This is a genomic window from Gemmobacter caeni (genome assembly GCF_003054195.1).
Taxonomy (GTDB): domain Bacteria; phylum Pseudomonadota; class Alphaproteobacteria; order Rhodobacterales; family Rhodobacteraceae; genus Gemmobacter; species Gemmobacter caeni.
The window spans coordinates 1-8,258 of the sequence record NZ_QBKP01000046.1; the positions used below are offsets into that span (position 1 = coordinate 1).

General features: G+C 64.3%; 13 protein-coding genes and 1 tRNA gene. 9 read left to right on the plus strand and 5 right to left on the minus strand.

Annotated elements, in window-relative coordinates; all coding sequences use genetic code 11:
* The 6 genes from C8N34_RS26555 to C8N34_RS25250 all read left to right on the plus strand — a co-directional run.
* A partial coding sequence (locus C8N34_RS26555) for a hypothetical protein (protein WP_170120583.1) occupies positions 1-352 on the plus strand: 352 nt, incomplete at its 5' end.
* Positions 349-522: a hypothetical protein gene (locus C8N34_RS26560; protein ID WP_158640818.1), complete on the plus strand. Its 174-nt coding sequence runs from the start codon at positions 349-351 to the stop codon at positions 520-522. The genes C8N34_RS26555 and C8N34_RS26560, both read left to right, overlap by 4 nt.
* Positions 519-686: a hypothetical protein gene (locus C8N34_RS26565; RefSeq protein WP_161806037.1), complete on the plus strand. Its 168-nt coding sequence runs from the start codon at positions 519-521 to the stop codon at positions 684-686. Before C8N34_RS26560 ends, C8N34_RS26565 begins: the two co-directional genes overlap by 4 nt.
* A complete protein-coding gene (locus tag C8N34_RS27065; RefSeq protein WP_108131001.1) occupies positions 679-1,839 on the plus strand; it encodes a pyocin knob domain-containing protein in 1,161 nt (386 codons plus the stop codon). The genes C8N34_RS26565 and C8N34_RS27065 overlap by 8 nt, the downstream gene beginning before the upstream one ends.
* Before the next feature lie 12 nt (positions 1,840-1,851).
* Positions 1,852-2,184, plus strand: a complete 333-nt coding sequence (locus C8N34_RS25245; protein WP_108131002.1) for a hypothetical protein — start codon at positions 1,852-1,854, stop codon at positions 2,182-2,184.
* Positions 2,181-2,603: a hypothetical protein gene (locus C8N34_RS25250; RefSeq protein ID WP_108131003.1), complete on the plus strand. Its 423-nt coding sequence runs from the start codon at positions 2,181-2,183 to the stop codon at positions 2,601-2,603. Before C8N34_RS25245 ends, C8N34_RS25250 begins: the two co-directional genes overlap by 4 nt.
* A gap of 237 nt (positions 2,604-2,840) precedes the next feature.
* Here the strand turns inward: C8N34_RS25250 and C8N34_RS25255 are convergent.
* Together C8N34_RS25255 and C8N34_RS25260 are read right to left on the minus strand one after the other, a co-directional pair.
* Positions 2,841-2,914, minus strand: a tRNA-Cys gene (locus tag C8N34_RS25255).
* Positions 2,915-2,970: 56 nt separating this feature from the next.
* Positions 2,971-3,702 carry an SDR family NAD(P)-dependent oxidoreductase gene (locus C8N34_RS25260; protein ID WP_054303827.1) on the minus strand — a complete coding sequence of 244 codons (732 nt, stop codon included), beginning with the start codon at positions 3,700-3,702 and terminating at the stop codon, positions 2,971-2,973.
* A 106-nt stretch (positions 3,703-3,808) separates the two neighbouring features.
* Here C8N34_RS25260 and argB point away from each other — a divergent pair, with 106 nt between their 5' ends.
* The 3 genes from argB (at position 3,809) to C8N34_RS25275 (ending at position 5,932) form a co-directional block, all read left to right on the plus strand.
* Positions 3,809-4,708, plus strand: a complete 900-nt coding sequence (gene argB, locus C8N34_RS25265; RefSeq protein ID WP_054303826.1) for an acetylglutamate kinase — start codon at positions 3,809-3,811, stop codon at positions 4,706-4,708.
* A gap of 67 nt (positions 4,709-4,775) precedes the next feature.
* On the plus strand, positions 4,776-5,429 hold the full coding sequence (locus C8N34_RS25270; protein ID WP_108131004.1) for a ferredoxin: 654 nt from the start codon (positions 4,776-4,778) through the stop codon (positions 5,427-5,429).
* On the plus strand, positions 5,426-5,932 hold the full coding sequence (locus C8N34_RS25275; protein WP_054303824.1) for a SixA phosphatase family protein: 507 nt from the start codon (positions 5,426-5,428) through the stop codon (positions 5,930-5,932). The genes C8N34_RS25270 and C8N34_RS25275 overlap by 4 nt, the downstream gene beginning before the upstream one ends.
* A gap of 54 nt (positions 5,933-5,986) precedes the next feature.
* On the opposite strand, the gene C8N34_RS25280 is transcribed toward C8N34_RS25275, so the two are convergent.
* The 3 genes from C8N34_RS25280 to C8N34_RS25290 all read right to left on the minus strand — a co-directional run.
* Positions 5,987-6,766 (minus strand): amino acid ABC transporter ATP-binding protein, encoded by a 780-nt coding sequence (locus C8N34_RS25280; RefSeq protein ID WP_054303823.1) that lies wholly within the window; start codon positions 6,764-6,766, stop codon positions 5,987-5,989.
* Positions 6,767-6,777: 11 nt separating this feature from the next.
* On the minus strand, positions 6,778-8,085 hold the full coding sequence (locus C8N34_RS25285) for an amino acid ABC transporter permease (protein ID WP_108131005.1): 1,308 nt from the start codon (positions 8,083-8,085) through the stop codon (positions 6,778-6,780).
* A gap of 39 nt (positions 8,086-8,124) precedes the next feature.
* Positions 8,125-8,258, minus strand: a 134-nt coding sequence (locus C8N34_RS25290) for a glutathione S-transferase N-terminal domain-containing protein (protein WP_211317745.1), incomplete at its 5' end; no start/stop codon positions are given.

The window sequence follows — 8,258 nt, forward strand, 5'->3', positions numbered from 1 at the left end:
CAATGACACGACGGGGTCCTGGAGTGTGGTGAACACCGTCACCCTGACCGGCCTGTCCCCCGATGCCATCTACTTTGCCAATATCAAGCTGGAGACCCGCAATCAGCTGACCGGCGACGGCAACACCCGCTACCGCGTCGAGCGGGATCTGCGCGATGGCGGCACCTGGCTTGGCTACGAGACGCTGGGCGGGACCGACCAGTCCACGACAGACTGGCTGGTGCGCATCCACAGCGACTCGATCAACGGCGATTTTGACGGGGTGCGCTACCGGGTCAGCATTCTGACCGGCTCGGTCAGCAGCCCGATTTTGCGCAGGCTGCGCATGACCATCACAGGAGTGACACGATGATTGTCTGGGCCGAGGCCGATGCGGCGGGTCTGCCCGCCGTGACCGGCAAATGCACCAATCCCGAAGATGTGCCGGAGGGCGCGGTGATCGTGCCGCCCGGTATCGATCCCGCCACATGCATTCTGCGCGGCGGGGAATGGCTGCCGCAGCCGCAGGAGGAGACCCCATGACCACTGTCGCCATCGATCCCGCCGTCGCCCTTGCCGAGGCTCATGCCCTGGTCGAGCATTACCGCAACCGCAGCCTGATCCAGGCGCAGGCCATCGCGGATCTTCAGGCCCGCATCACCGAACTGGAAGCCGCCCTTCCGGCGGAGGAGGCCCCCGATGCCTGATCTGCCCGTCAGCTATGCCACCGGCACGGTCACCCTCGGGGCAGGCTCCACCACCGTCACCGGCAGCGGCACCAGCTGGATCGCCGCCGGGCTGGAGGCGGGGGACATGTTCTGGGCGGCCGGGCTCAGCGTCAGGATTGCCAGCGTCAACAGCGCGACCTCGCTCACGCTGGCCTTTCCCTGGCCGGGGGCGGCGCTGTCCGGCGCGAATTACGAGGTGCGGTTCACGCCGGATGCCACCCGCGTCCTCTCGGCCGCCCGCGAGGTCTTGTCGGCGCTGACCAATGGCAACCTGTCGTCGCTGGCGGGCCTCACGACCTCGGCCAACAAGCTCGCCTATTACACCGGCGCAGGCACGGCGGCGCTGGCCACGCTCAGCGCCTTTGCCCGCACGCTGCTCGATGACGCGGATCAGGCGGCGATGCGCGTCACGCTGGGCCTCGTGCCGACTGGCTCCGCAACCGATACCACCGCCGGGCGGCTGGTCAGGACCGGGGATTACGGTCTGGGCGGGGCGATCAGCCTCGGTGCCGCCGACAATCTGGATGCGCTTCTGGTCTCCGGGTTCTATTACAACGGGAGTGCCGCAAATACGCCCGGCAACAACTACCCGTCATATGCGGCGGGAGCCTTGCAGGTGATCTTCCGGGCCGCCCATAACGTTGTTCAGACCTACACCACCTTCGGCGGGACCACGGCGAGCACCGCAAGTATGCGCCAGTATGTCCGCAGCCGTGGAACCGATGGCTGGACCGCCTGGGATGAAGTCCTGATGCGGGACAATATCCTCGGGCCGGTCAGTCAGTCGGCCGGTGTGCCGACCGGCGCGATCATCGAACGGGGCAGCAATGCGAACGGCGAATACGTCCGCTTTGCGGATGGCACCCAGATCTGCGTCAGCGCAACGCTGACTGTGGATGTCACAACGGCGGCCGGTGCGATCTACAGCACTTCGGATGTTCAGACGACGACGCTGCCTGCCACGTTTGTTGCCACGACGGGAATGGTGGTGTCGGTGTGTTCTGCGAATACCGAAAACGCATGGGGCGCGGGGCGTCCACTCAACACCTCGTCTGTCAGCTGGCGCGCCTGGCGCACAAGCGCAGTCACCGGACAGCAATTCAGGCTGCTCACCATCGGCCGCTGGTTCTGAGGAGGACCACCCATGCAGATCTCGTTCTCGCCCTTCCGCTCCGATTCCATCCTCATCCTGTCCCGGCAGGGCGATGTCCTGACCATCGACGGCGCCAATCTCGACTTCGGCCCCTTGCCCGAGGGGGCCGTCCTGCCGCGTGAAGCGGTGAACTGCGACTGGCTGGCCTCGGATGTCACCCGGATCGACGGGGTGATCCATCTGACCCTGCTGCTGCCGCATGGCCCGATTCCGTGGCCCGCGCCGCCCGAGGCGCATGCCGTCACCCATCCCGAACCGATCTTCGTCACCACAGACGGGTCGATCCTGTTGCCGAGCTATAGCCCTGAGGAGGCCGCAGAATGAGCATCGACTGGAGCAAGACACTAACCGCCGAGGCCCGCGCCGCAACCGCGCTGGAGGCCGCCAAAGCCGAGGCCCGTGTCACGCTGGCAGCGGCCGTCACCGCCGCCCGCGCCACGCTGATCACCGATCTGCCGGGGCAGAGCATGATCTACCTGGCGAAAGAGGCAGAGGCCCGCGCCTGGATGGCCGATCCCACACCGGACCCCGCCGCCTATCCGCTGCTCTCGGCCGAGCTGGGCATCACCGCCCCCGACGCCGCAAGCCTCGCGCAGATCTGGCTCAACCTCGCCACCCTCTGGCGCAGCACCGCCGCCGATCTGGAGGCCCTCCGCCTCACCGCCAGCGCCGCAATCGACGCCGCGACAACACTTGAGGAGGTCGGCGCGGCCGTGAGCCAGCTTGTTCAGGTTCAGGGGTGAGGAGACGGTCGTCAGGTTCCGGCTCGGGCGCCGTCAGGAAATGGGTGGCGCAAAATTTTCCGTCCAGAAGCTGACACTGCACCGTCCAGAAGCTGGCGCCGCGCAACACGAATCCGACCGCATCCTTGAGGCCCTGACAGTGGCAAAACGGGGTGTAGCATGAACGGATTTGCAAAACGTCTTACAAAATGCCCGCCCGAAGGCGCGGAATTTTTCGGCTAAGCCATTGGAAATATTTGGAGGCGGGTACCGGAATCGAACCGGTCTTCACGAATTTGCAATCCGCTGCGTAACCTCTCCGCCAACCCGCCGGAGCCTTCTGGCTGATTAGATACAATCCCCGGCGGGGTCAAGCAGGTATGTGGGGTCAGACGTGCTGGGCGCCGTTGACCTCGATTTCTGAGCCGGAGATGTAACTGGCCTGGTCGGAGCACAGGAACCAGATGACATCTGCCACCTCTTTGGGCTGACCAAGGCGTTGCAGCGGCAGTTTCTCGACGATCTTCTCTGTGCCGGGGGAGAGGATTGATGTTTCGATCTCACCCGGCGCGATGGCGTTCACGCGCACGCCCATCGGGCCGAAATCATGCGCCATCTCGCGTGTCAGGGCCGCAAGCGCGGCCTTGGAGGTGGCATAGGCCGCGCCAGCGAAGGGGTGGACGCGGGCACCTGCGATGGAGGTCACGTTGACGACCGAGCCGCGCGCGGCGGAAAGCTCGTCTTTCAGGCCGCGGGCCAGAACGATGGAGGCGAAGAAGTTCACATGGAACACATGGCCCCATGTGCGCAGGTCGGTTTCCAGCGTGTTCAGCCGCGCGCCGCCGGGCCCTTTGGGCGAGATGCCGGCGTTGTTCACCAGCGCATTGAGGCGCCCGCCCAGCTTCTCCTTGATCGTGGCAATCGCGGCGATGGTGGCGTCGGGCGAAGCAAGGTCGATCTGGATGTGGTTTTCCTCTCCCCCCGGCCAGGGGCAGCGCGGATCGAATGCCTGACGCGAGCAGGTGAGCACCCGCCAGCCCTCGGCGCTGAACCGCTTGACGGTGGCATGGCCGATGCCCCGGCTTGCCCCTGTCAGAACCATGACTTTCTGTTCGCTCATCGCCGCCTCCGCGCTTTGCCGCCACCCTACGCCGCAGCGGGGGATTTGCAAGCTTGGCAGGGGGCGGCAAAGGGGGTACCAACGGCCTGAACCCCGCGAGGCCCCCATGAAAAAGCAGTTGCGCACCATGCAAGATTCCATCGCCACCGCGAAAACGCTGTCCGAGGCTCTGCCCTATCTGCAACGCTATTCCGGCGCGGTGGTCGTCGTGAAATTCGGCGGCAATGCGATGGGTGACGATGATGCCATGGCCGAATTTGCCCGTGACATCGTGCTGATGCGGCAGGTCGGCGTGAATCCGGTCGTGGTGCATGGCGGCGGTCCGATGATCAATGACATGCTGAACAAGCTGGGGATCAAGTCGGAATTCGTGCGGGGCAAGCGGGTCACCGACAAGGCCACGGTTGAGGTGGTCGAAATGATCCTCTCGGGTCTCGTGAACAAGCGGATCGTGCAGGCGATCAACGATCAGGGCGGCCGCGCGGTCGGGATTTCCGGCAAGGACGACGACCTGATGGTCTGCATCGCCGATGACCCGGAGCTGGGGTTCGTCGGCAAGCCGGTGGAGATGAACGTGCAGGTTCTGCGCGATCTCTATAATGCCGGGATCATCCCGGTTGTGGCGCCGGTGGCGACCGGAATGGAGGATAACGAGACCTTCAACGTCAATGGTGACACGGCTGCCGGGGCGATTGCGGGGGCGTTGCAGGCGGATCGCCTGCTTCTGTTGACCGATGTCTCGGGCGTGAAGAATGCGGCGGGCGAGGTGATGACGCAGATCAGCCCCGAGGAAGTGCGCCAGATGACCGCCGACGGGGTGATCGCGGGCGGCATGATCCCCAAGACCGAGACCGCGTTGATGGCGCTGGATCAGGGCGTGCGGGCGGTGACAATTCTGGACGGGCGACTGCCCAACGCATGTTTGCTGGAACTGTTTACCGATCACGGGGCGGGCAGCCAGATCCGTTCGACGGTGCCGCGGGTGACGCCGCGCGTGCGGCGCTGATTTCCTGACGCGGCGCTGCCGGAAGCGGTGGATGCCTCCGGCGGGAGTATTTGGCAAGGAGCAAGCCATGAGCGTGACGCTGGACGGCATCGCCGCACGGCTGGCAGCGGAGCGACTGGAGGTTCTGGGCGGGTTTGCGGTCACGGCGGGGGAGGAGCTGCCTGCGGGCACGCGGACCCTGCTGCTGATCGGGCCGGCGGAGCCGGGGTTCTGGGCGCATTTCACCGCTGGGCCGGAATGGAATGATGGTGCGCCCGATCCGGTGGATCGCTGGTCGCGGCGGGTGATCGGGCGGCTGGCCTGCGATCTGGGCGCCAAGGCCCTGTTTCCCTTTGGCGGACCGCCCTGGCATCCCTTCTATCAATGGGCCCTGCGCTGTGGCACGGCATGGGAAAGCCCGGTGCGGCTGCTGGTGCATGTGCGGCAGGGGTTGTTCTTTTCCGCACGCGGGGCGCTCGCGCTGAAAGAGGTGGTGGAGATGCCGGAGGCTGGGAGGCCGCCCTGCGAGAGCTGCACGCAGCCCTGTCTGACCGCCTGTCCCGCCGGGGCGCTGACCGGGGCGGGGTATGATGTGCCTGCCTGTCACAGCTTTCTGGATACGCCAGAGGGGCGCGACTGTCTGACGGGAGGCTGCCTTGTGCGGCGCGCTTGCCCGGTGTCGCAAAGCTATGCAAGACTGCCGGAACAATCAGCCTATCACATGGGGCAGTTCCACACATGACCAAGCGCCTGATCCTGACGCGCCACGCGAAATCAAGCTGGGACGACCCGCTGATGAGCGACCATGACCGCCCGCTGAATGAGCGGGGCAAGGCTGCCGCCGCCGATCTGGGCGAATGGCTGGCCTCGCGCGGCTATGTGCCGGGGCAGGTGCTGTGCTCGGACGCGCTGCGCACGCGGAAAACCTGGTCCGGGATCGCGCCCGCGCTGCCCGGCACACCGATTCTGGATCTGAAACCGGCGCTGTACCATGCCGGGCCGGATGTCATGCTGGCGGTGCTGCGCCATGCGACGGCGGATGTGGTGATGATGATCGGCCACAATCCCGGCATTGGCGAGTTCGCCCATCGCATCGTCGCCCGCGCACCGCTGAATGCGGAGTTCCAGCGCTATCCCACCGGCGCCACGCTGGTTTGCGATTTTGCGGTGGAAAGCTGGGCGGATGTGGACTGGGGGCAGGGCAGCGTGGATGATTTCATCATCCCGCGCGAGATCGCGGCCTGACCACAAAGGAAAAGGGGCGCCACAACGGGCGCCCCTTTCTGATTCCGACAGACTTCAGTGGCCGAGGATCTGGCTGAGGAACAGCTTGGTCCGTTCGCTTTGCGGATTGTTGAAGAACTCACGCGGTTCGTTCTGCTCGACGATCTGCCCCTGATCCATGAACACCACGCGGTTGGCGACGGCCTGGGCAAAGCCCATTTCATGCGTGACGCAGAGCATGGTCATGCCCTCTTCCGCCAGCTCGATCATGGTATCCAGAACCTCCTTGATCATCTCGGGATCAAGCGCCGAGGTCGGTTCGTCGAACAGCATGATCCGGGGCTTCATGCAGAGCGAGCGGGCAATTGCCACGCGCTGTTGCTGACCGCCGGAAAGCTGGCCGGGATATTTGTTGGCCTGTTCAGGGATCTTCACCTTGCGCAGGAAATGCATGGCGGTTTCTTCCGCCTCTTTCTTTGGAACCTTGCGGACCCAGATCGGGGCGAGCGTGCAGTTTTCCAGAATCGTCAGATGCGGGAACAGGTTGAAGTGCTGGAACACCATCCCGACCTCCGAGCGCACCTTGTCGATGTTCTTGAGGTCGTTGGTCAGTTCGGTGCCATCCACGATGATCTGCCCGGCCTGATGTTCCTCAAGCCGGTTGATACAGCGGATCAGCGTCGATTTCCCCGACCCCGAAGGGCCGCAGATCACGATGCGTTCACCCTTGTAAACCGTCATGTTCACATCGCGCAGGACGTGGAACTGACCATACCATTTGTTCATCTGGGTGATCTGGATGGCGACCTCGTCGGAGACCTTCAGTTTCGAGCGGTCGATTGCGTGTTCAGCCATGGTCAGGCTCCTTAACGGTGATCGGTCTTCAGCTTGCGTTCGAGCCACATGGAGTAGCGCGACATGCCGAAGCAGATGAGGAAGAAGATGGCGCCGGCAAAGATATAGGGCTCCCAGTAGATGCCCTTCCAGTTGATGTCGGCGCGCACGATCGTGGTGATGCCCTTCAGCGGATCGTTCAGGCCGACGAAGGCCACCAGCGTGGTATCCTTGAACAGGCCAATGAAGGACGAGACGATGCCTGGGATCGAGATTTTCAGCGCCTGCGGCATGATGATCAGCCGCTGCGCCTGCCAGTAATCCAGCCCCAGCGCATCCGCTGCCTCATACTGGCCGCGCGGCAGCGCCGCGAGGCCGCCCCGGATCACCTCGGCGATATAGGCCGCAGCGAACAGGGTCACGAGGATGATGACACGCAGGATGATGTCGAAATCGCTGCCGGGCGGCAGGAAGTATTGCAGCAGCAGCGAGGCGGTGAACAGCAACGTGATCAGCGGTACGCCCCGGATGAACTCGATAAAGCCCACCGAAAGGGTACGCACCAGCAGCATGTCGGATTTCCGCCCCAGTGCCAGCAGGATGCCCATGGGCAGCGAGGCCGAAATGGCGGTGACACCGATCACGAAGGAGAGGAGGAAGCCGCCGAAGTCCCGGCTGCCGACGGGGCGAAGGCTCAGCGGCAGGATGCCTTGCAGAAGGTCGGTGGCCGGAGCTTGCAGGAACAGCCACCACAGCGACGCCACGACCACGCCGATCCCGGCAGAGACCGGCACGCCCAGGCGCGGTTGCAGCACCGAGAACACCAGCCACAGCACCACGAAACCCAGCATTGCCACGACGGGCGCCCAGATCGAGCCGCCCCACAGCAGCCAGAAGGCGGTTGCCGGGTAAAGTGCCGTGATCCACAGCATCTTGCGGGGCAGGCTGGAATACAACACCGGCGCCAGCGCTCCGAACAGCAGCAGCAGCGAAAGGTTTGGCCGCCAGTAGAGGTCACGCGGGTAGAAGCCATACAGATATTGCGGCCAGCGTTCGCGCACCATGGCCCAGCAGGCCCCGGTCGCGCCTTCACCCCAGCGCTCCTGAATGATCTGGCGGCATTCGTTGAGTGAATTGGCGTTCCAGACCGAATGCATCAGCCAGGGCAGAATATGCATCAGCAGCCAGACCACGGCCAGGATGCCCAGCACCGTGAGGACCGAGTTCATCGGTCCCGAGAAAAGGTTCTCGCGCATCCAGCGGGTGATGCCCTTCTGCCCCGGTGGCGGAGCCTCGGGCGGCAGCATCTGGTTGCGCACGAAGACGAGTTGTTCCTGCATCTCAGCGCTCCTTCAGCCTGACGGCCCGGTTGAAGATGTTCATGCATGCCGAGATGATGAGGCTGATCGTGAGGTAAACGGGTATATCTCAGCTAGATATTCCAGAATTGCGAGAGAATCCCATACGACGGTTTCACCATCCAGAAGGCACGGTACGCGGCCTGTTGGTGAGA